The organism is Cohnella thailandensis, from assembly GCF_014212135.1.
Lineage (GTDB): Bacteria > Bacillota > Bacilli > Paenibacillales > Paenibacillaceae > Cohnella > Cohnella thailandensis.
In genome coordinates this window covers 72,931-93,290 of the sequence record NZ_JACJVQ010000032.1, presented here as the reverse complement: position 1 = coordinate 93,290, position 20,360 = coordinate 72,931, and the positions used below count along the sequence as shown (strand labels likewise).

Genomic DNA, 20,360 nt, shown 5'->3' with positions numbered 1-20,360 from the left:
TATTGATCATGTGATCTGATCACTTTTCTTTTAGCTTACCTTATGTTTGAATAGATGTATATCATTTTTTTGGGGGAATTCGCGTGGCTTTCCAGAAAGTCCAGGCCCGGAAGGGCTCGGAGCTCGTACTTGAGCAGATCAAGGGCATGATCGAGTCGAACCAGTACGCTCCCGGCTCCAAGCTTCCGACCGTCGTGGAGCTGGCGGAGAGCTTCGAGGTCGGCCGTTCGACGATTCGGGAAGCCTTAAGCGGCCTCAAGGCGATGGGCTGGATCACGATTCGTCATGGCGGAGGAAGCTACGTCAGCCAAGAGCTCCCCTCCTCCGACGATGCGGGTGCCGTCTCCTTCAAGAACGAGCAGCTTCAGGAAGTGCTGGAGGTGCGCAAATTCATCGAAGCCGGCTGCGCGGAGTTGGCCGCCAAGCGAAGGACGAACGAGAATCTGGCGGAGCTGAAGGAGACGCTTGCGCTAATGGAGAGCGTGCTGGATGACGAGGAAGCGAGCGATCAAGCCGACATCCGCTTCCACCTCCTGATCGCCCGCGCCTCGCGAAACGCGCTTTTTCTCTCGATGATGGAATCGATGACCGGCCGTCTTCGCGAAAGCATGAAGGAATCGCGCCGGTTGTGGTTTTTCGCCGAACGAGCTTCTTCCGAGCAGCTGCTTCAGGAGCACAAAGCCATCTTCGAAGCCATAGAGGCTCGGGACGGCGTCGAAGCGCGAGAACGAATGATGCGGCATCTGCTGAAAGTCGAACAAGTTATCGAACAAGGTCGAACCGAATAAAGGCTACGAAGACAAGCGGCATCGGGGAATTTCCCTGGTGTCGTCTTTTTTCGCTCAATTGTCAGATAACTCGCGTACTTTTGGCATTATTTTATAATTAACACCCCGATAATGAATTGATTTTATAGTAAAAATATGGTTTATTGAATTTAATGTTTACTATTCCGCCCCGAATTTAAAACACAGGTGGTTTTTCTAAACGGTTTTCCATGATTTTCCGATAGTATAAATATAGCCACCGGGGAGGAGGTGAATGACGGAGAAAGGCGGTTCGTTCCATGGGTACCTAAACAGACAAAAGAAGGACAAGGAGTGATGAGAATGATCAAGAAAGTTCAAAACGATATGGAGGCCGCGCTATTCAACTATATCTGGATGACCGTATGGCGCGAGAAAAACTTCGAGTTCGAATTCTCGACCGATTACCTAAGCCGTTATCTGGCCATCACTCCTCTCGGGGAAGCGGCCGGCACGGCGGAATTCAAGCCCTACAGCTTGGAAGAAGGACGATTGGAGCAAATCGCCCCCTTCTCCCTCCATCCATGGGTAGCGATGAATCCCTCCAAAGTGGCGGAAATCGATAAAATCGCGTTTCTTAAGGAGCATAGAGGCCCCTATCTGGCCGAGCTGCTTACGCTGATCGTCGGTTTCTGCCAAGCGAACGGCTACCATTACTTGGTGTCTCTTCTGGAGCCTGTCTTCTTCCGGGCTCTGCGAATCACGTTTAAGGTTCCGATGGACAAGGTCGGCACTTCGAAGTACTACAAGGGTGATACGGTCATCCCCGTCGTCTTCAACATGAAGGCGATGTACGAGAATCCCGAAGCCTTCGATTGGCTTCGTCTCGCGGAGCTGGAGGACGTCGAATTGACTCTCCGGCCGGAGAATGTTCTGATAAGATAATCATTGACGAAGGCGGTACATAATGAAAGAACTGACGGTGTTGGATAGGAGAAATCGGCTTTATGTCAAAATTTTATGGGGAATGCTCCTGCTCGGCGTCATAGCCGACGTCTCGGCGGCGCTCCCGCTTCGGATGCTGGTCATTCTGATCGTATTCGGAGGAATTGCCTGCTCGCTTGCAACCGTACTGACCTATAAACGCATTCTGAGCGAGTACGTGATGTATCTGGTCCCGGTCATCCTGTCCGTGATCACGCTTCTGCTCGTCGTATCGGACCCGAATCCGATCGTCAGCACCTATTTTCTCGTCTACGTTAACATTGCGCTAATGACGCTTTATTCGAATTACAAGCCTATCCTGCTCGCTGGCATCCTAGGAATGGCGACGACGACCTACGTGTTCTTGGACCCGAAGCTTGGCGAAGCCCTTTTCCCGAACGATTCCTTGCTGTATCTCTACATGTACCTGATTTTCCTGACGGCCGCTCTCGCCGCTTCCGCTCGTTTCGGAGAGAAGCTGCAGAAGCAGGTCACGGAGGAACATAAGCAGACGGTCGCAGCCAAAGAGCTGTCGGATCGCATGATGGAGAAGCTGGAATCGTCGATCAAAGTGCTGAGCGAGTTCAGCTCCAGTCAGAAGGTCGAAGTGAACAAGACGGGCAACATCTCCCGCGAATTGACGGCCGCTTTCCAAGAGATGTCGCAGGACCTCGAGCAGCAGAGCCACGCCGTCATCACCGTATCGGGCTCCGTTCAGGAAGTGGATTCCGTCATCGCCGACCTGGCGGACGGAACGCAACGCCTTCGCGGGTATACCTCCGAGACGGCGGACTTGACCCATGCCGGCGAAGCGCAGATCGCGGCCCTCTCCGAGGAGGTCGGCCGGGTTCGCGACATCATCCGGGAGACCGTTCACCTCATGTCGGCGCTCAGCGAGCAGAACGAACGCGTCAGTTCGATCATCGGCACGATCGGCGAGATCGCGACTCAGACCAACCTTCTATCCCTCAACGCCGCGATCGAAGCCGCTAGAGCCGGAGAACACGGCAAAGGCTTCGCCATCGTGTCGGAAGAGGTTCGCAAGCTGGCGGATCATTCGCGCGAAGCGACGGCCGAAATCTCTTCGATTCTGGATACGGTTCGTTATCAGATCGAAGCGGTGAGCAAGGAAGTGCTGAGGGGCGAGACCGCTGCCGAAGCCAGCCATACCGCCTGCGTACAAGTCAATCGGATTATCGGGCAAATCTCCGGGAATACCGATCAGGTGAAGGAGCAGTCCGAGCTCGCCTACCGCTCGGCGGAGCGAGTTCGGGAGAGGTACTCCGGAATTGCCAGCAACTCGAACCTGATCGCCTCCGCCGCCGAACGCAACATGTCCTCTCTCGAAGAAGTATGCGCCAGCCTGGAGGATCAGAACGGCAAGATCGAGGACGTCGTCTCCGGCTACGGCAGCCTGGACAAGCTGGTGTCCGAGCTCAAGCAGCTGATCGAGAGGCCGTAACATGCGAATATAAGATGCCCCGCCCGGTCAACGCGACCAAGCGGGGCATCTTTTTCCTTAGGGGTGCTGCAGCAATTGATCGACGCGCTCCTTGGCGTTCTTCCAAGAATCCATCAGGGGGAAGGCATGCTGCTCGCGTTGCCTCCGGTTCCAGGGATGCGGGATGCAGAGGACCTTCCTCCCTGCTTCGAGCGCCGGCAACAGGTTGTGCGGACCGTCGTCGATCAGCAGATCGAACCCGATGAGACTTTTGCGCTTGCAGACGAAGAAGTTCTCGAACGGAATGAACGGCATGTGCCGCTGAAGCCAGTTCCATTTCTCCGCCACGCTCTTCGGCTGTCCGGCCGTCACGATGATCACGTCGTAAGCCTCGTGCAGCTTCTCCATCTCTTCGACCACATGCTCGTCGTACAGCTCCAGCTCCTCGTAGAGACCCGGCCGGCCGAAGAAAACTTCCTGCGTGCTGGCGGGATGCCGGAGATGATCGGTGTTCCAATCCAGCATTTCTTCGTACTGAAGCGGATGAGTCGGAAATTCTTTATTATTATGATAGATCGCTCTCTTGACGAGATGGCAGATCGTATCGTCCATGTCGACGGCGACGATGCTTCTTCTCATGACGGGGCCTCCAATGATAACGAAAGTGTAGGATGGATAAGGAACGGTTATGGAAGAAATTTTCTCATTCATCGCCGAGAAATGCAAACTTAACCGTAAACTCAGCCTATTCGGGTACCGCGACTCCAGTCATCGGGATCCCGGCCGACAAGCTTCCGTCATCCGCCAGAATCGCGGTTCCTTCCAGCCGGGAGCCGTTCGGCCACTCCGGCTCCGCCGATGGATTAGGCGGGTAATGAACGCCGTCGAATTTAAGCCATTTGTAGACAGGCTCCCGAATGCCGCCATCCGAAACGCCAAGAATCAGGTCCCGGTAGCCGTTCGTGCTCGTATAGCTGACGATAATCGGCGACTGAACGAAATTCAGCTTCGAAAGAAGCCGATACCGGCCGTTCTCCGATTGGAAGATCGCCGCGCTGCAGCCGCCTCTGCCGCAGAATTGCGAACCGGACAGGAACGCGATCGTCTCCGGAACGCCGTCTCCGTTCAAGTCGATCCGATTGTACGCATAGCTCCCTTGGTCGTCCTTGGACATGCCGTATGCCGAAGAGATCGCGGCCTCAAGCGCGGCGTCTCTCGCTCTCTCCGCCTTAAGCACCGTGAGATCCGCGGTTTCCTGGCTCCTCGCCGGCGATAGTCCGGCCTTGGCTCTGGCTTCCTCCCGATAAAAGCGGTACAGTCCCGATGAAGGCTGTTCGGTCGTTAATTGCTCATAATAGGGTACTACCGTCCTTGCGAAGTACGCCGGATAAGCCGACGGATCCCGAACGAGACCGTCCCCTTGCCAACGCAGCAGCTCGACTTGATAGGCCTCCTCTCGATCGTGAATCCATAGAGCCAATTGACATAGGCCATCCCGGCCTCCCGGAGAAGGGATCTCTTCGATCGCAAGCCTGCTGTAGAATATGTCGTATGGAGTAAGATGGCGATATTCCCCGAAACCGTATTGGAACAAATCAAGCTGAGCCCAGCGCTCGCCGATCTGCCACCCGATAAGAAGGGTCGGAGGATACGCGCCCGCGATCGGAGCCTCGGCCAATTGGGCAATGCCATAGCCGGGACCTCTCATTCGAGCGGCAACATACCAACCGTGAATGGATTGCTTCGCCACAAGCGCTCGCATGCCTTCCGGCATGCGGTAAACGCCGACAATCTCCAGGTTCCGATCTCCGTCCAAATCCGCTGCCATGACGGCCGGATACGGTACCGGCGCATGCAGCACGGCCAGCTCCGCTCCGTGAGGCAGCAGTTGCGCGACAACCTGCAAGGCGTATTCCCGAGTAAGCAGAGACATTCCTTTCTCTCCTCTCCCAATTCTCTATCATAGGAGTATATGCTCATCGGTCTATGGATTTTGTGTTTTCTCCATGTAAAAAAAACAGCCCTCGAAGGGCTGTCAACCTGTGGAGAAACCTTTACTCCTCGCTCCAATACTCTCGATAATATGGCGCTTTGACCACCATACCGAATCGACGGCGGAGGTTGTTCCGCTAGCGGGGTTCTTTGTTATCTCGAGAGCTCCGTCAGCTTATCGAACAGCTGCCTGACTCCCTTGGACCACCCCGGGTCCTCGGCGTAGGTGCGATTCATCCAGGAGATGGCCTCCTCCCCTTCCGGGATCTGCCGGCCGAGCTTGGCGATCAGCTTGGCCGCGATGCGGGAGGAATCGCGAATATCGGTGTTGTAATCCTGCCAGCTATGGAACACGTTAAAGGGGTTGTTCGCTATCTGCTCGGCCTGCTTATTCGTCTTCGGAACGAAGCCTTGCTCTTGTCCCGTGATCGCCAGCAAGAGGAGCGGATTGACATCGTACTCTTTGGCGCTTGCAATGATCGATGAAAAATACGGTTCTTCGGCCAGCAGAGAATCGCGGCTGTGCAGATAAGCAAGAACGTCCTTCGGTTCGAACTCCATATAGCGCAGCTCGTCTGGCATTCCTCCCGAATTGGCTTCCGCAACCGCTGTAGAGGATGTCCTCGGTTGCGCGGAATCTATGCGATCGGACTCGCCGGAACGATCCGGCCCGGGAAGCGCCCACATTGTCATTCCGATGGCCAGGGCGATCGTCAGTCCTAACCAAATCGCATTCTTGCGCCAATCTCTCTTCAGAAAGCCGATTGCCGTCTCCGCTTCGTGCCGTTCGGCATCGGATTCTACGGTTAGGTCAGATAGGGGTTCTGCCGCGGGAACCGCCGCGAACGCGGCTGACGAGTTCGAGTCGAAGCCAATCTCGCGACTCGGCGGCAGCGTCTCCAGTTGCCGATTGCCCCTGTTCACCCGGGAAGCGATCTGCTCCCGGCTCCATCTTCCTTGTTCGCGTTCCTCCAACCAAGCAGTCAGCCGCTCCAAGTCCATCGGTTCCTCGAAGGTAAGGTCCGAGCATACGTCCAGCACATCCTCCGGAATGACGTCCCGGCTCTCGCCGACAAGGCATCTATGAATGAGCTCTTGGGTAATGCGGGATTTAAGCTTCGAATCCAAGTCGGGCAGCCGGCGCTCGATCGTCCCGCGAACCGCTTCCGCGACGATCTCCGCCTGCCGCGCCTTCGGCAGAGGCGCATACTTCGTCTGGACATACCGGCGGATGACGACGACATCCGATGGCGACAGCAGCACCGCGTTACTCATCCGCTCCCCGTCCTCTCCCTCTTGATCCCGCTACCGAACGAATCTAGCATTCTTCGATTAGTTTATCATAGAGGAAAGATTTGGGGAATCGGATACTCCGTACGATCCGGATTCAGATGCAATTACCGCGCCTTACGCACGGCGAATAGCCTCCTGAATCTCGTCGCTGCGAACGAACGCTTCGATCTGTTCCTTCTCGAAGAACGTGAACTGGTATTCGCAGTCGCAGCCTGCGTCCTGAGCCTCGATCTGGATGGGAGCTCCCGCCCTCGTGCAGATGACGAGCGCCGTCAATTCGATCAGATCCGAAGGCACCTCGTCCGTATTCGGCTTCGTCTCGAAGCGCAGCTCCACGTCCACCCACTGCTCGTCTCTTCGCTCGATCCGGGGATAGAACGCCGCGAACTGCAGATTCGTGACCCGGTCGTCGCCGTATTTGATCATCGGTCCGTACCTCCTGTTAACATGGCTCAAATTATGCAAAAAGGCTGTCTCCGGCCCGAAGAAGCTCTCCCGGCCGAAGACAACCCTCTACCTATCGAATTGCAAGCGTTATGTCTGTCGAACCCGTCCGTCGAACCCGTCCCTTAAGGAAGCATCGAGGATCCCATCAGGTACTTGTCGACTTCGCGAGCCGCCTCGCGGCCTTCGTTGATCGCCCAGACGATAAGGCTTTGACCGCGGCGCATGTCGCCGGCTGCGAATACTTTGTCAACGCTTGTCTTGTACTTGCCGTAAGCCGCCTTCACGTTCGAACGGCGATCGGTCTCCAGTCCCAGCTGATCGATGATCGTGCGTTCCGGACCTTCGAAGCCGACGGCGACCAGAACGAGATCCGCCGGCCATACCTTCTCGGTGCCCGGAATCTCTTCGTAGATCTTGCGGCCCGTCTCGTCGACGTAGCGGCGAATTTGGACGGTGTGAAGCTCCTTCACGTTGCCGTTCTCGTCGCCGACGAACTTCTTCGTCAGAACGGAGAACGCGCGCGGATCTTCGCCGTACAGCGCCTTCGCTTCTTCATGCGCGTAATCGAGCGTGTAGACGTTCGGGAATTGCGGCCATGGGTTGTTCACTTGGTCGCGAACTTCCGGAGCTTTGGCGTGCGTGCCGAATTGGGTTACGCTGGTGCAGCCGAGACGAAGGCTCGTCGCGACGCAGTCCGTGCCGGTGTCGCCGCCGCCGATAACGATGACGTGCTTGTCTTTGGCATCGATATAATTGCCGTCGGCAAGACCGCTGTCCAGGTAGCTCTTGATCGACGCGTTCAGGTAATCCATAGCCGGGTGAATGCCCTTCAGGTTCGCGCCTTCGATGTCGCCAAGGCCGCGAGCCTTCGTCGCGCCGCCGCACAGGACGACCGAATCGAATTCGGCCAGAAGCTGCTCGGACGAAATGTCCTTGCCGATCTCCGTATTCGTGACGAAGTTGATGCCTTCGGCCTTCAGAATCTCGATGCGGCGCTCGACGATGTGCTTCTCGAGCTTCATCGTGGGAATGCCGTACATGAGCAAGCCGCCCAGGCGGTCGGAACGCTCGTATACCGTTACCGTATGCCCCGCCTTGTTCAGCTGAGCCGCGGCGGCAAGTCCCGCGGGACCGGAACCGACGACGGCTACTTTCTTGCCCGTGCGCACCTTAGGCGGCTGAGGAACGACCCAGCCCTCTTCGAACGCGCGGTCGATGATGGCTTGTTCGATCGTCTTGATCGTAACCGGCTCGCCGATCAGGCCTACCGTACAGGAGCCTTCGCACGGAGCCGGACAGACGCGACCCGTGAATTCGGGGAAGTTGTTGGTCTTCGACAAACGCTCGTACGCTTCTCTCCACAGTCCGCGATAAACGAGGTTGTTCCACTCCGGAATCAGGTTGTTGATCGGACAGCCGGACGCGCTTCCGGCCAGCTCCATTCCGGTGTGGCAATATGGAGTGCCGCAATCCATGCAGCGGGCACCTTGTGTACGCAATTGTTCTTCGGAGAACATCCGGTGGAATTCATTCCAGTCCTTGATGCGCGTAAGCGGATCGCGATCGCTGGGAAGCTCGCGTTGATATTCCATAAAACCCGTAGGCGTCGACATCTTTAATTCCTCCATCTATCGGTGTTTCGCACGTGCGCGCTGAGTATCCTTAAATATATCCGTCTAGGCCGAAAGTTGCAAGAATTGTCGGTTGCACCTATCTTCCATACAATGTTACATCATCCTACCAGACAACCCGTTGACGCTAGAATGGACTATTAACTGAATTATTTGTACGATTTGTCTACTCGCGCTTGCGTTCATAGACGCAGAAAGCATGCGGATGAACGTTCTTCTCGTCCCGTATGCCTTCCGTTCTGGATACTAATACCCATTCGGAGCGATCGAATTCCGGAAAATAAGCGTCCCCCTCGAAGCTCGCGCCGACTTCCGTCAGAACAAGCCTGTCGGCCCTGCCGATAAGCTGCCGGTAAATCTCCGCTCCCCCGATCACCATCAACTCGTCATGGCCGAACTTCTCGACGGCTTCTTCCGCAGAGCGAACGAGAACGCAGCCTTCCGGCGCCTGTCCCAGCGTCCGGGATAGGATGATGTTCGTGCGGTCCTTAAGCGGCTTGCCAAGCGATTCGAACGTCTTCCGCCCCATGAGCACGGGCTTGCCGACTGTCTCGCTCTTAAAAAACTTCATGTCGGCCGGAAGCCTCCAAGGCAGCGCATTATCGATTCCAATTACCCCGTTCTGCGCCACCGCTGCGATTAGCGTAATCGTCATTGAAACACCTTTTTCCTATCGAGTATTCCTATAATACCACAAGGTTAACTTCGGTGACTACCGAACATTCGGTAACATTCCGGAATAATTGTTCGGAGTTGAACGTGTATTCGACAAGAAACGATCAAATGGCAACCGGAGCTTTGATGCCTGGATGATATTGATAGCCGACGAATTCGAAATCCTCGTACTTATAGTCGAAGATCGATTCCGGTTTGCGTTTAATGACCAGTTTAGGCAGAGGGAACGGCTCGCGGGTTAATTGAAGCTTAACTTGCTCGATGTGATTGCTGTAAATATGCGTATCCCCGCCGGACCAGATGAACTCGCCGACGTCCAGATCGCATTGCTGGGCGATCATATGGGTCAAAAGCGCGTACGAGGCGATATTGAAAGGCAGTCCCAGGAACGTATCGATCGACCGCATCGTCAGCATGCAGCTGAGCTTGCCGTTCGCGACGTAGAATTGGAAGACGAAGTGGCAAGGCGGAAGCTTCATCTTGTCGATCTCGGCCACGTTCCAGGCGCTGACGAGATGCCTTCGGGAATCCGGATTGCGCTTGATCGCGGCCACGACATCGGAGATTTGATCGATGACTCTCCCGTCCGCCGTCTCCCAAGCCCTCCATTGCGAGCCGTATACCGGACCTAGATCGCCGTTCTCGTCCGCCCATTCGTCCCAGATCGAGACTCCGTTTTCTTTTAAATATCGAATATTCGTTTCTCCGCTCAGAAACCAGAGCAGCTCGTGGACGATCGACTTCAGGTGCAGCCTCTTGGTCGTGACGAGAGGGAACCCTTCCGACAGGTCGAAGCGAAGCTGCCTGCCGAAGACGCTTAGCGTCCCCGTTCCCGTGCGGTCTTCCTTGCGGACGCCGTTATCGAGCACGTCCTGCAGCAAATCCAAATAATTGCGCAATTGATTACACACCTTTTGTCGTTATTTACTGAGTATTTTATCATTGAAGACTTTCATCTGTCGATGGAAATGCCCAGGGCCGTCAAATTAAAGACAGAGCCGCGGGAATGTCCCGAGCTCCGTCCTGGCGCGATGGCTTATTCGTCGATATAGAACTGCTCCTCGCGGCGCTTCTTCCGCCTCTCGAACCTCTCCGGAGCGCTTGCGTGAAGCTTCTTCTCCACCTCGGTCTCCGGAATCACCGCCGGAACCTCCGTCGGCTTGCCGTTCTCGTCGACGGCGACGAACGTATTGAAGCACGTAACGGTCGTGCGGCGCTCCCCCGTCTCCAGATTCTCCGCCCGAACGATGCAGTAAATCTCCATCGAAGTCCGTCTGGTCCAAGACACGAACGCTTCCAGTTCGACCGCTTCGCCCATGCGAACCGGCGATTTGAAGTCGAGGCTGTCCGTCGATGCGGTAACGACTCTCCTGCCGCAATGCCTCATGGCGGCGATCACGCAGATTTCGTCTATGTACTTCATTAAATTCCCGCCGAACATCGTTCCATGGTAATTCGTATCCCCCGGGAATACGAGCATCGTCTTGATCGAACGAGAGACGCTCGTCGGTTTGGCTTGTGCGGTCATGCGGTGTTGCCCCTCTCTGCCGGCATTGCTGCCTTTCTGTTCTTATTATAGTCTTGCCCATGCCCCGAAGACGAGTCCATTCGGCAAGAAAATAAGGCAACAGGTTGAATGGCGGCAGAGAGGAACTTCTTTATCGGCTCGATTCTTTAACGAACGTTTGGGCTAAGACCGATAGCCAACCCTTCAACGAACGCGTTCTCTTACCCCCGTAGCGAACGTGAGCGTTCTTCTCGCTCGCTTTCAGCTCGCGGTTCCGGTACTCCGTCAATTTTTCCACCAAGTAGTTTTGATCCATCATGATTCTCTCCCCCATTGCGTTTTCCTCTTGGTTCCAATTATGGACTTCTCAAAAGGGGATAAAAAGCGTAGAATCATCGTATACCATTTCACCTTTTATTGAGCATTGCGAATTGGAGGGTATCTGATGCTGACAGCCGAAAGGTATTTAACGCTATACGATCGGTTCAACGGCGAGGGAGCCGCGGATACGTTCGTCGAAGCGACGGTGGAGGAGCTGTCCGACGTTCTCTATTGCACGCCGCGGAACGCGAAGTTCGTCCTGCGCAAGCTGGAGGAGGAGCAGCTCATCGCTTGGTCCCCCGGACGAGGACGGGGCAATCGGTCGCGCATCGCTTTCAGGCTGGAGAAGGAACCTTATTTGCTGGAGATCAGCCGAAGCCTCGTGGAGCGCGGGGAGTACAAGCAGGCGTTCGATTTCTTGGACAAATTCGCACACGGGACGAATGCCCGGGAGACGTTCATGGATTGGCTGAACGGCCACTTCGGGTACAAGAAAATCGATCTGGACGGCAAGATTGCGCGTGATCTATTGAGATTCCCCGTTTTCAGTCCCGTTATGTCCATCGATCCCGCCGAAGTGAACTTTTCGTTCGATGCTCATCTCGTTCGCCAGATTTACGGACGCCTCGTGCAATACGACGTGCAGCAAGAGAAAATCATTCCGGCTATCGCCCATACCTGGACCTCTACCCCCGACGCGACGGAGTGGGTGTATTACCTGCGGAAGGGAGTTCTGTTCCACGACGGCCGGGAGCTCACATCGGAGGATGTCGTTTTCACCTTTTCTAGACTGAAGGAAGGCAAACCGAACAGTTGGGTTCTGCGCGGCTTGGCGGACATCGAGCCTGTCGGACCCCGAATCGTTCGGTTCCGCTTCGAACGGCCCAACCGGATTTTCGACCGCTTTCTCTGCACGGCTGCCGCCTCCATTCTCCCGAAGGATTTTGGAGGCCGCGAGGAAGAAGCCTTCTGGGCCCTTCCGATCGGATGCGGACCGTTCCGGCTTCATTCCGTCTCCCCGCATAGCATCCTGCTAGCCGCTCATACGAGTCATTATGCCGGCCGGCCTTACCTGGACGGCGTTCGAGTCGTCAACATGCCGGAGGAATGCCATGACGCGTTCGGCGAATTGCCGAAGGTGATGCGCGGCTTCGAGGACGATCCGCCGAGCGAAGCCGATTCCCTCGCCGAGGATAACCTGCAGCAGCTTATTCAATTGTGCAACGGGAGCACGATGATCGTTTGGAACATGAACCGGGCAGGTCCTCATCAATCCGAAGCATTTCGCCGCGCCGTGCAGATGATCTTGAATCCTGCCGAGCTCGTCGAGGATCTGGCGGGCAATCGGGTTCTGCCGGCGACCAGCTTCCGGCCGGAGGTCAGCATGGCGACTCCCATTGGCGAGCTCGATTCCGAGAGAGTCAGGTCTGCGCTTAGAGAGAGCCGCTACGACGGCGAGGTCTTGAAGCTCCGAGCCCGGGAGAAATATGGCGACGAAGCCCGCTGGATCGTTCGCAAGCTAGCGGAATGGGGCATCCAAGCCGAGATCGTTCCTACTTCGCGGACGGATTTATCGGATGGCATTCAATTAACGGATGCGGATCTGACGATTTTATGCGTCGTGTTCGCGGAGGACGAGGTTTGCGAGGTCGAGTTTTACGAGCATGGTAGCTGCGTCGTCAAGAACTACTTGGACCAGGAGCGAGATTCTTGGATTCGCAAGAGGATCGACGCTTCCTTAAGCGCCGACTCGCAGCGGGACCGCCGCTTGCATCTGAGAGAGATCGAGCAGCGCCTCCGGGACGAAGCCTGCATCATCTTCCTCTATCATGAGCGCAACAATCGAATGCTTCCCTCTTACGTACGGGGAGCAAGCCTGAATTCCCTGGGTTGGATCGATTTCAAGGATATCTGGTTCGAGAATCATGAATAATCCGGTTTATGCCTAAAAAAAGCCCGATTCGAGCAGCTCCCGCTGCCCGGATCGGGCTTTCTTCTATCGATCTTATTTCTTCGGAGCAAGCGTGTGGATCGGATGACCCATAGCCAGTTCGGCGGTGTCCATCGTGATCTCGCCCAGAGTCGGGTGAGCGTGGATCGTCAGCGCGATGTCTTCGACCGTAGCGCCCATCTCGATCGCGAGGCCGAGCTCGGCGATGATGTTGGAAGCTTCCACGCCGGCGATTTGAGCGCCGTACACGAGGCCGGTGTCGGCATCGGAGATGATCTTCATGAAGCCGTCCGCGCCGTCAAGCGTAACCGCGCGGCCGTTGCCGCCGAACGGGAACTTGCTGGACTTGACGTTGAGGCCCTTATCCTTCGCTTCTTTCTCGGTGTAACCGACGCTCGCGCACTCCGGATCCGTGAACGCGACGGCAGGAATGCACTTGTAGTCCACCTTGGAAGGAAGTCCGGCGATCGCTTCCGCCGCAACCTTGGCTTCGTAGGAAGCCTTGTGAGCGAGTGCCGCGCCAGGAACGATGTCGCCGATCGCGAAGATATGCTTGATGTTCGTGCGGCATTGGTCGTCGACTTCGATCAGGCCACGGTCGTTCACCTTGACGCCGATAAGGTCGAGGCCCAGCTCGCCGTCCGTGTTCGGGCGACGGCCGACGGTAACGAGAAGGTACTCGGCGGTAACGGTCTTCGTCTCGCCCTTCACTTCGTAAGTAACCGTGATATCCTTGTCGGTCTGCTCGGCGCTCTTAGCCAGCGCGCCGTTCACGATCTCGACGTTGTTCTTCTTCATCTTCTTGACGACGAGCTGGCTCATGTCCTTGTCGAAGCCCGGAATGATCGTGTCCGCGCCTTCAAGGATCGTGATCTGCGTGCCGAACTTGGAGTACATTTGGCCGAGCTCGGCGCCGATGTAGCCGCCGCCGATGACGATCATGCTCTTCGGAACTTCCGGCAGGGACAGCGCTTCGGTCGAGGACAGAATGCGGCCGCCGAACGGGAATGCCTTCAGCTCGATCGGACGCGAGCCCGTCGCGATGATACAGTTCTTGAAGCGGTAACGCGGAGCTTCTTGGTCGTTGAACAGGCGAGCTTCGTTCTCGTTGATGAACATCACTTCGCCGCGGAACATTTCGACCTTGTTCGCCTTCAGAAGCATCTCGACGCCGCTCGTCATCTTATTGACGACAGAGCCCTTGTATTCTTGCACCTTGCCGAAGTCCACGCTGATGTTGTCGGCCTTCAAGCCGTACTTGTCGCCGTGAACCATCTCTTCGTAATGGTGAGCCGCGTTGATCAGCGCCTTGGACGGGATACAGCCTACGTTCAAGCAGACGCCGCCGAAGTTGCCTTTATCCGCGATAATAACCTTCTGACCGAGCTGTGCGGCGCGGATTGCGGCGACATATCCGCCGGGGCCCGCACCGATGACGAGCAAATCGATATCTAGAGAAGCGTCTCCTACGACCATGTCTTATACCTCCATGACGAGCAGCTCGGGATCCGCGAGCAGCTGCTTGATGTAGTTCATGAAATTCTGAGCGGTTGCGCCGTCGACGATACGGTGATCGAAGCTAAGCGACAGAGCCATCATCGGAGCGGCGACGATCTCGCCGTTCTTGATGACCGGCTTCTCGGAGATGCGTCCCGTTCCGAGAATCGCGACTTCCGGGAAGTTGATGACCGGCGTGAAGAACATGCCGCCGGCGGAGCCGATGTTCGTGATCGAGATCGTGCCGCCCTTCATCTCGGCAGGAGCAAGCTTGCCGTCGCGTCCGCGAACGGCCAGGTCGCGAATCTCGTTAGCTACGGTCCAGATGTTCTTGCGGTCCGCTTCGTGGATGACCGGAACGATAAGCCCGTTGTCGGTATCGGTCGCGATGCCGATGTTGTAGAACTTCTTGTAGACGATCTCGTTAGCCGCTTCGTCGATCGTCGCGTTCATGACCGGGAATTCGCGGCAAGCGGCGACGAGCGCCTTCACGATGAACGGCAGGTACGTCAGCTTGACGCCCTTCTTCTCGGCAACCGGCTTGGCGCGGGAACGCAGAGCCACGAGAGCGGTCACGTCCACTTCGTCCATCAAGGTAACGTGCGGAGCCGTATAGACCGACTTGACCATCGCGTTCGCGATCGCCTTGCGGATGCCCTTGAACGGTACGCGCTCTTCGACGCCGGTACCGACTTGAACCGTCTTCGCGGCGGGAGCGGCCGCGGCTTGTCCGGCCGCCGCCGGCGTTGCGGAAGCGGCAGGCGCCGCGTTAGCCGCCGGAGCGCCGCCTTGAGCGTAAGCGAGAACGTCGTCGCGGGTGATGCGCCCGTTCTTGCCGGTGCCGCTCACTTCGGCGATCGCTACGCCTTTCTCGCGGGCAAACTTGCGAATGCTTGGCGTTGCCAGCACGACGGCGTTGGCAGGCTTGGCTTCCGCCGCCGGAGCCGCAGCCGGAGCTTGGGCAGGCTGGCCTTGCGTGTCGGCGCCGCCCGTTGCCGCGTTGCCTTCGGATGCGGAGCCCGCGTCGGAAGCGTGGATCGATTCCGGAAGCTCGCCTTCCGCTTCGATAATCGCGACGACGTCGCCAACGTGCATGACTTGGCCATCCTTGCCGAATACTTCGAGCACTTTCCCGTTAACCGGGCAAGGAACTTCTACGATTGCTTTATCGTTCTGCACTTCCATGATAATGTCTTCGTCTGTTACCGACTGCCCCGGAGCGATGTGCATCTTGACGATTTCGCCTTCGTGCAATCCTTCTCCGAGCTCGGGGAAACGATATTCGAATCGAGCCACGTCGAATCCTCCTGTCTTATGCGCGATATTAGAACTCCAGCACTTGCTTCGCCGTCTTCACGATGCGAGCCGGAGTAGGAAGCCAAGCGTCTTCGATTTGCGCGAACGGATAAACGGTATCCGGGCCCGCGCAGCGAAGGACCGGCGCTTCGAGATGAAGAATAGCCTTCTCGTTGATCTGGGCGATGACTTCGGCGGCGGCGCCGGAAGTCTTCTGGGCTTCCTGAACGACGATCGCGCGGTTCGTCTTCTTGATCGATTCCACGATGGTGTCGATATCGAGCGGCATCAGCGTGCGAAGATCGATAATTTCGGCGTTGATGCCTTCCTTGGCCAGCTCGTCCGCGGCCTTCTTCGCCGTATGGACCATAAGTCCGTATGCGATGATCGTAACGTCCGTTCCTTCGCGAACGACGTTCGCCTTGCCGATCGGAACGGTGTACTCGCCTTCCGGCACTTCATCGCGGAATGCGCGGTATAAGTTCAGATGCTCCATGAAGAATACGGGATCGTTGTCGCGGATGGCCGAAATCAGAAGTCCCTTGGCGTCGTAAGGATTCGAAGGCACGATGACCTTGATGCCCGGGGTCTGAATGGCGAGTCCTTCGAGCGAGTCGGTGTGGAGCTCGGCCGCCTTGACGCCGCCGCCGAACGGCGTGCGGAAGACGATCGGCGCGTTGTAGCGTCCGCCGGAACGATAACGCATGCGAGCCGCTTGAACGAACATTTGGTCAAGCGCTTCGTAGATGAACCCGACGAACTGAATCTCGGCGATCGGGCGGAATCCCTGCGTGCCCAGACCGACGGCGAGACCTCCGATAGCGGACTCGGCGAGCGGAGTATCGAATACGCGATTCTCGCCGAACTCCGCTTGAAGTCCTTCGGTTGCGCGGAAGACGCCGCCGACGTGACCGACGTCTTCGCCGAAGATCAGCACGTTCGGGTCGCGCCGAAGCTCGACTCGCATCGCGTCTTTAATGGCTTCGATCATATTCATTTGTGCCATGCTGCTAACTCTCCCATCTATGGTTTATCGGCTATTCGATTATTGGAAATCCGCTTTTTGCTCTTCGAGATGAGCCGGCGTCGTTTCGAACATGCTGTCGATCAGGCCGGGAACCGTCATCTTCTCGGTTTGCTCGGCTTTCTTGATGTGCTCGTTGACCGCGTTCTTCGCTTCTTCTCTGACGCGCGCGGTGTCTTCTTCGGACCAGAGTCCCTTCGCCTCCAGGAACTTGCCGAAGCGGATCAGAGGATCTCTCAGGCTCCACTCCTGCTCTTCTTCCTTCGTGCGGTACTTGGTCGCGTCGTCGGACATCGAGTGCGGACGGAAACGGTACGTCAGCGCTTCGATCAGCGTGGCGCCGCCGCCGTCGCGAGCGATCGCGGCCGCTTGCTGAACCGCGTAGATAACCGCGAGAACGTCCATGCCGTCGATCTGCAGGCCGCGGATGCCGGCAGCCAGCGCCTTGTGGGCGATGGATTGAGCGCCCGTTTGCTTGGCGAACGGCGTCGTGATCGCATAGCCGTTGTTCTGTACGAAGTAAATAACCGGAAGCTTGAAGGAGCCGGCATAGTTAAGCCCTTCGTAGAAATCGCCTTCCGAGGAGCCGCCGTCGCCCGTGTACGTGATGGCAACGCGCTTCTCGCCCTTCAGCTTGAAGCCCATCGCGATGCCGGTTGCGTGCAGGATCTGAGCGCCGATAATGATCTGCGGCATCAGAACGTTCACGCCTTCCGGAATTTGACCGCCGTGCTGGTGGCCGCGGGAGTACAGGAATGCTTGATACAGCGGAAGACCGTGCCATACGAGCTGCGGCATGTCGCGGTAGCCCGGGCAGACGAAGTCGTCCTTCGTCAGGGCGTATTCGCTGCCTACCATCGTGCCTTCTTGGCCGGAGACCGGCGCGTAGAAGCCCAGGCGTCCTTGACGTCCCAGGTTGATCGCGCGATCGTCCCATGCGCGGGTGAAGACCATGCGGTACATGACTTCCTTAAGCTGTTCGTCCGTCAGATCCGGCATGAATTCCGGATTGACGACTTCGCCTTCCGGAGACAATACTTGCAGCGGGGTTACATCTTCCGAGTGCACCTCGTGCGTAAGAGAGTTAACCGGCTTAGCCGGAGCGTCCAAAGAACCTTTGCTCATTATCGCTCACCTCGTCTAGAATTGTGGAAGAGGAGTTTCTGTTATAGGATTATTATAAACCTGTATAACTCGATTGGTCAAAGATAAATCGGCATTTTTATTGATTTATCTTAACTATGTCCGCCAAAATGTTTATAGTACAGAATTTCAATACATGTATAACACAGTGATACAATTAACAGTGAAATAGCTTACATTCCGTTCGCGCTCAAGGGCTTCGGCTTATCGGCGTTCCATTGCCATCCTTTGCAAACGGTTTTCAGGAGCCGCGGGCGCGAGATTTGCATATTGACAAATCCCTCCACTCTTCCCTATGGTGTACCCATGCCGGTGGTTCGCCATACGTAGAATTATCTCCAAGAAAGGAAGGATCCGCCAGATGAGCGACATTTCCCTAACCAAACGAACGATCGTGCGGCACGAGGTGCCGAGCCGATTATTAGAAGAAGGAACGCGCACGATTCGAGTCTATTTGCCCCCGGGCTATCAGGAATTGCTAAGCTATCCCGTCGTCTACTGTCAGGACGGCGAGGATTTCTTCAACTTCGGGCGTGTCGCGACTATCTCCCACCGCCTCATTCTCGAAGAGGATTGGGACCCTTATATTATTGTCGGCGTCGACGTCAACAAACATTACCGGACTTCGGAATATCGGACGGACGGCGATCGCCATTCGAACTACGTGCGATTTTTTGCCGAGGAGCTCCTCCCTTACGTGGAAGAGAGATTTTCCGTTCGCCGTACGCCGGAAGAAAGGCTTCTTGCCGGAGATTCTCTCGGCGGCGCCGTCAGCCTCTCCCTCGCGCTCCGCTATCCCCAATTATTTACCCGCATCTTGTCGTTGTCAGGCGCTTATTATGATGAGATTTTGCGGGAGATTCAATCCTTCCAGGATTTATCGATGCTGTCGCTCTGGATGACGGTCGGCCTCCGGGAGGTCGACTATCAAACGGATCACGGAACGTATAATTTCGTCGAATTGAACCGGACGGCCCGAAAGGTCCTCGAGGCTAGAGGCGCCTATGTCGATTATCGGGAAAAGGACGGCGAGCACAAATGGGGCTTCTGGCAATCGGAGCTGCCCGAAGCGCTCGGCGCGTTCATGGGCCCGGATGCTCATATGTAAGCGATATAGGTCAAAGGGGCTGTCCCGATGGGACAGCCCCTTCCCGTCTAACCGTTCTGGCGGCTTGCTATTCTTGCGATCAATCGATCGCACCCTTCCCCGACCATCTCGTACACTTCCTCGAAGTTGCCGGTATAATACGGATCGGGAACGTCGTCGATCCCCTTCTCGGGTACCAAGGAGAGGAATCGAATGACCTCCGCTCGCGTATTCGAGCCTATGATCGATCGGATATCGCGCTCGTTATTCGTATCCATCGCCACGATTAAATCGAATTTCTCGCCGTCTTCCGCCTTCAGCTTGCGCGCGCGCATGCCGTCATACGAAATGAGGTTCGTATCCAGGATCGCCCGCGTCCCTTCGTGAGGCGGCTTGCCGACATGCCAATCTCCCGTTCCGGCGGAGTCGATCTCGACTTCCCTAAGGCCGGCCTTCGAGGCTTTGTCGCGGAATACCGCTTCGGCCATCGGGGAACGGCAGATGTTCCCTAAACAGACGAACAATACCGAATAAGACATGGTTGTCTTCCTTTCGTTTCTTTTTCTAAGGTATACTGATAAGAAAATCGCGCCTGTGCCGTCCATCCGATGGCATTCGGGCACCGGCATTCCCTAATAGGAGGATTCAACCCCATGACGACTGAATCGTCGAAACGCGCCCTAATCTATACAGGAGGTCATTTAGGCGACTGGTCGCTGCAGCTGATTCGGGACGGCGATTATTTGATCGGAGCCGATCGCGGAGCGCTATTCCTGGCCGAGCATGGAATAAAGCCTCACCTTGCGCTCGGCGACTTCGATTCGATCGGCGAAGAGCAGCTGCGGCTCGTCCGATCGGTTGCGGACGAATGCCTCTCCTTCGATCCGATCGACAAGGATTGGACGGATACCGAGCTCGCCCTTCGCGAAGCCGTCGGTCGCGGCTATAAGCGCGTCCTGATCGTCGGCGGCTTGGGAACCCGCTTCGACCATAGCCTGGCGAACGTTCACCTGCTCGCCTTGGCCGAATCCGAAGGCTGCGAGGCGCTGCTCTGCGACGAGAACAACGAGATCGGCATCCTTACCGGTCCCGGCAGCAGACGGCTGCAGGCAAGCGACCGATTCCCCGTCGTCTCGCTGCTCCCTCTGACTCCCGTTGCCGGCGGGATAACGCTCGAGGGCTTCGTCTACCCGCTGAACGAGGCGACGCTTCGAATCGGGATGTCTCTTGGCGTCAGCAATCTGCTGGCCGGGCCGTCCGGAACGGTGCATCTCGGAGAAGGCCGGCTGCTCGTGATTCGCTGCCGGGATTAGCCGATCGGCGAG

Annotated in this window: 20 protein-coding genes; 6 read left to right on the top strand and 14 right to left on the bottom strand. The window is 56.6% G+C overall.

All coding sequences use genetic code 11. From position 1 onward, the window contains the following. Positions 1-83: 83 nt before the first annotated feature. The 3 genes from H7B67_RS31390 (at position 84) to H7B67_RS29980 (ending at position 3,192) form a co-directional block, all read left to right on the top strand. Positions 84-788, top strand: coding sequence for an FCD domain-containing protein (locus tag H7B67_RS31390; RefSeq protein ID WP_185123581.1), 705 nt, complete (start codon positions 84-86; stop codon positions 786-788). 321 nt (positions 789-1,109) lie between these two features. Next, positions 1,110-1,691, top strand: coding sequence for a hypothetical protein (locus tag H7B67_RS29985; RefSeq protein ID WP_185123580.1), 582 nt, complete (start codon positions 1,110-1,112; stop codon positions 1,689-1,691). A gap of 22 nt (positions 1,692-1,713) precedes the next feature. Further along, entirely contained in the window at positions 1,714-3,192 is a 1,479-nt protein-coding gene (locus H7B67_RS29980) for a methyl-accepting chemotaxis protein (RefSeq protein WP_221468952.1), read from the top strand. Between the two features lie 57 nt (positions 3,193-3,249). Here H7B67_RS29980 and H7B67_RS29975 read toward each other — a convergent pair whose 3' ends face one another. From H7B67_RS29975 to H7B67_RS29935, 9 genes are all read right to left on the bottom strand, one after another. Further along, a complete protein-coding gene (locus H7B67_RS29975; RefSeq protein WP_185123579.1) occupies positions 3,250-3,810 on the bottom strand; it encodes a 5' nucleotidase, NT5C type in 561 nt (186 codons plus the stop codon). A 106-nt stretch (positions 3,811-3,916) separates the two neighbouring features. Then, the gene (locus H7B67_RS29970) at positions 3,917-5,104 is read right to left on the bottom strand and encodes a hypothetical protein (protein ID WP_185123578.1); all 1,188 of its coding nucleotides are present in this window, start codon (positions 5,102-5,104) and stop codon (positions 3,917-3,919) included. 212 nt (positions 5,105-5,316) lie between these two features. Further along, positions 5,317-6,438 carry a glucosaminidase domain-containing protein gene (locus H7B67_RS29965; RefSeq protein WP_185123577.1) on the bottom strand — a complete coding sequence of 374 codons (1,122 nt, stop codon included), beginning with the start codon at positions 6,436-6,438 and terminating at the stop codon, positions 5,317-5,319. A 132-nt stretch (positions 6,439-6,570) separates the two neighbouring features. Beyond that, positions 6,571-6,882 (bottom strand): hypothetical protein, encoded by a 312-nt coding sequence (locus H7B67_RS29960; protein ID WP_185123576.1) that lies wholly within the window; start codon positions 6,880-6,882, stop codon positions 6,571-6,573. A 143-nt stretch (positions 6,883-7,025) separates the two neighbouring features. Then, complete coding sequence (locus tag H7B67_RS29955; RefSeq protein ID WP_185123575.1) at positions 7,026-8,516, bottom strand: glutamate synthase subunit beta; 1,491 nt, start codon at positions 8,514-8,516, stop codon at positions 7,026-7,028. A 184-nt stretch (positions 8,517-8,700) separates the two neighbouring features. After that, positions 8,701-9,189, bottom strand: coding sequence for a dihydrofolate reductase (locus H7B67_RS29950; protein WP_185123574.1), 489 nt, complete (start codon positions 9,187-9,189; stop codon positions 8,701-8,703). A gap of 124 nt (positions 9,190-9,313) precedes the next feature. After that, positions 9,314-10,108, bottom strand: coding sequence for a thymidylate synthase (gene thyA / locus H7B67_RS29945; protein ID WP_185123573.1), 795 nt, complete (start codon positions 10,106-10,108; stop codon positions 9,314-9,316). 137 nt (positions 10,109-10,245) lie between these two features. Then, positions 10,246-10,737 (bottom strand): acyl-CoA thioesterase, encoded by a 492-nt coding sequence (locus H7B67_RS29940; protein WP_185123572.1) that lies wholly within the window; start codon positions 10,735-10,737, stop codon positions 10,246-10,248. 130 nt (positions 10,738-10,867) lie between these two features. Beyond that, on the bottom strand, positions 10,868-11,035 hold the full coding sequence (locus tag H7B67_RS29935) for a hypothetical protein (RefSeq protein WP_185123571.1): 168 nt from the start codon (positions 11,033-11,035) through the stop codon (positions 10,868-10,870). Positions 11,036-11,161: 126 nt separating this feature from the next. Between H7B67_RS29935 and H7B67_RS29930 the strand changes: the two genes are divergently transcribed. Next, positions 11,162-12,970 (top strand): ABC transporter substrate-binding protein, encoded by a 1,809-nt coding sequence (locus tag H7B67_RS29930; RefSeq protein WP_185123570.1) that lies wholly within the window; start codon positions 11,162-11,164, stop codon positions 12,968-12,970. Positions 12,971-13,042: 72 nt separating this feature from the next. Here the strand turns inward: H7B67_RS29930 and lpdA are convergent, their stop codons facing one another. Genes lpdA through pdhA form a run of 4 tightly spaced genes read right to left on the bottom strand, consistent with a single transcriptional unit; the run spans position 13,043 to position 17,930 of the window. Then, positions 13,043-14,464: a dihydrolipoyl dehydrogenase gene (lpdA, locus tag H7B67_RS29925; RefSeq protein ID WP_185123569.1), complete on the bottom strand. Its 1,422-nt coding sequence runs from the start codon at positions 14,462-14,464 to the stop codon at positions 13,043-13,045. Positions 14,465-14,467: 3 nt separating this feature from the next. Further along, positions 14,468-15,781, bottom strand: coding sequence for a 2-oxo acid dehydrogenase subunit E2 (locus H7B67_RS29920; protein WP_185123568.1), 1,314 nt, complete (start codon positions 15,779-15,781; stop codon positions 14,468-14,470). A gap of 28 nt (positions 15,782-15,809) precedes the next feature. Then, positions 15,810-16,787 carry an alpha-ketoacid dehydrogenase subunit beta gene (locus tag H7B67_RS29915; protein ID WP_185123567.1) on the bottom strand — a complete coding sequence of 326 codons (978 nt, stop codon included), beginning with the start codon at positions 16,785-16,787 and terminating at the stop codon, positions 15,810-15,812. Positions 16,788-16,826: 39 nt separating this feature from the next. Continuing rightward, entirely contained in the window at positions 16,827-17,930 is a 1,104-nt protein-coding gene (gene pdhA, locus H7B67_RS29910; protein ID WP_185123566.1) for a pyruvate dehydrogenase (acetyl-transferring) E1 component subunit alpha, read from the bottom strand. Positions 17,931-18,309: 379 nt separating this feature from the next. Between pdhA and H7B67_RS29905 the strand changes: the two genes are divergently transcribed. Then, positions 18,310-19,056, top strand: a complete 747-nt coding sequence (locus H7B67_RS29905; RefSeq protein WP_185123565.1) for an alpha/beta hydrolase — start codon at positions 18,310-18,312, stop codon at positions 19,054-19,056. Positions 19,057-19,103: 47 nt separating this feature from the next. Here the strand turns inward: H7B67_RS29905 and H7B67_RS29900 are convergent, their stop codons facing one another. Further along, a complete protein-coding gene (locus H7B67_RS29900) occupies positions 19,104-19,574 on the bottom strand; it encodes a low molecular weight protein-tyrosine-phosphatase (RefSeq protein ID WP_185123564.1) in 471 nt (156 codons plus the stop codon). A 114-nt stretch (positions 19,575-19,688) separates the two neighbouring features. Between H7B67_RS29900 and H7B67_RS29895 the strand changes: the two genes are divergently transcribed. Continuing rightward, complete coding sequence (locus H7B67_RS29895; protein WP_185123563.1) at positions 19,689-20,348, top strand: thiamine diphosphokinase; 660 nt, start codon at positions 19,689-19,691, stop codon at positions 20,346-20,348. The last annotated feature ends 12 nt before the right edge of the window (positions 20,349-20,360 follow it).